General features: G+C 36.7%; 4 protein-coding genes. 2 read left to right on the forward strand and 2 right to left on the reverse strand.

Annotation, left to right across the window (positions count from 1 at the left end):
* On the forward strand, positions 1 to 334 hold a 334-nt coding region (locus tag ABJI11_RS17445; RefSeq protein ID WP_348355170.1), incomplete at its 5' end, for a membrane dipeptidase.
* A gap of 107 nt (positions 335 to 441) precedes the next feature.
* A complete protein-coding gene (locus ABJI11_RS17450; RefSeq protein ID WP_348355173.1) occupies positions 442 to 1,095 on the forward strand; it encodes a hypothetical protein in 654 nt (217 codons plus the stop codon).
* Positions 1,096 to 1,100: 5 nt separating this feature from the next.
* Here ABJI11_RS17450 and ABJI11_RS17455 read toward each other — a convergent pair whose 3' ends face one another.
* Together ABJI11_RS17455 and ABJI11_RS17460 are read right to left on the reverse strand one after the other, a co-directional pair.
* Complete coding sequence (locus tag ABJI11_RS17455; RefSeq protein WP_348355176.1) at positions 1,101 to 1,478, reverse strand: PH domain-containing protein; 378 nt, start codon at positions 1,476 to 1,478, stop codon at positions 1,101 to 1,103.
* A 20-nt stretch (positions 1,479 to 1,498) separates the two neighbouring features.
* Positions 1,499 to 1,815: penicillin acylase family protein (locus ABJI11_RS17460; protein ID WP_348355179.1), on the reverse strand; the 317-nt coding region annotated here is incomplete at its 5' end.

A 1,815-nucleotide genomic window follows, 5' to 3' on the forward strand; every position in this document is an offset into this window, starting at 1 on the left:
GCAAGGTGTTATAGGCGTTGTTCTGGATGCTTGGATGATGACACCCACTTGGGAAAGAGGTGTTTCTACCCCGCAATCTGCAAACGTAAGTCTACAACAAATCATAGACAATATAGACCATATATGTCAATTAGCGGGTAACGCCAACCATGTGGGCATTGGTTCTGATCTTGATGGCGGCTTTGGAACAGAACAAGGTCCGGCTGATGTAGATACGATTGCAGATCTACAAAAAATGACCGGATTATTGGAAGATAGAGGATACTCTAAACTAGATATTGAGAAAATTATGAACGGAAATTTCATTGACTTTCTAAGACGAAATTTAAAATAAAATAGCTCGTTCATCGAAAAAACAATATCCTATACTTATTTTAACGAAGCCTTAAGTACGCATGGCAGGGTATTTGTTATCTTTATTTCATCAATATTTAAGACTCGATGAGAAACCTTTTATTTCTTTTTATTGTATTGTTCTGCTTTTCTGCGGTAAAGGTTTCTGCTCAAACAGATCTGCCAACTTCAAAACCGCTTAAAATCGATAAGGTTAATCCTATTAATTCTAGTGGTACTCCAAATAAAGGATCTGTTCTAAATATGCCTAATTTAATTAAAGAACAGCCTAGTGTAGACATGACAGCCCCTAACCCCGTAAAAATGTTACGTGATGAAGAACTCGTTCAAGCAGGCGCAGGCATGAAAATAGACCCGCGTATTGCACCAGGTGAACGCTTAGGCGGATCAGGTCAATATTTTGCAGATCAATATCTAGGTGATGTAAAAAGTAGCGGAAAATTTATAGGTATTGTTTGTAGAGATCATGAATACGTTGATGGTGATCGTGTAAAAATATACATGAACGATATGGTTGTAGAACAGAATCTTCTATTAACAGGAGCTTTCAAAGGAATCAATGTCGACCTACAAGACGGATTTAACCGTTTAGATTTTGAAGCTCTTAATCACGGATCATCTGCACCTAATACTGCACAGGTTGATATTTATAATGACAAAGGGGAATTAATCTATTCCAATAAATGGCTTTTATCCGCAGGATCTAAGGCAACTTTAATTGTCACCAAAGAATCAATGTAGCACTACTACATTACCTTACTTGCCAAATAGCGCTGTACTTCATAAACATCAATACTCTTATTAAATTTTTTACTTACGCTAGGGACATTTTCACTAGATATCCAGATTTTTAATTCGGCATCCAAGTCAAAAGTTCCAGAAGTCTCTAAAGAAAATCTAGAGATATTTTTGTAGGGCAAAGATTTGTATTCAACTTTACTACCTGTTATTCCCTGTATATCAATAAGAATCAAACGTTTATTCGTAAACATAAAAACATCACGTAATAAAGAAAAACCCAACTCAATCTGCTCGCCATCTACCAATAATCGACCATATTTATTCAACAATTGTTCCGCGGAAACTTCACTTGCATTACCTAATATTTTATTCAATAATCCCATCGTATATTTTTTATATCAATTTATCTTTTCCCAGGCGCATATGTTTCTTCCGCTCTTTTCAAAACATCTTCGCGGTAAAAAGGAACCATTTTCCAATCTACATTCTTATATTTAATGATTTGGTCATCAAAATGTGGTGAAGACGGGTCTCCACTTTGTCCGCCAGCTAACATACTCTTAGCCTGCACCTTATCACCAAATTCTACAACTGCCACAAAACTATTACCTCTTGTACCGTATATTTTCTTTGCCCCTTCGGTAGTATAACGAGCGCCATAAGCAGCCAACGCTCCCCATCTACCAGAAGCAAACCCAATAGGGATACTAGGTTTAGCAT

It is taken from the genome of Maribacter sp., from assembly GCF_039968975.1.
In the GTDB taxonomy this organism is placed as follows: domain Bacteria; phylum Bacteroidota; class Bacteroidia; order Flavobacteriales; family Flavobacteriaceae; genus Maribacter.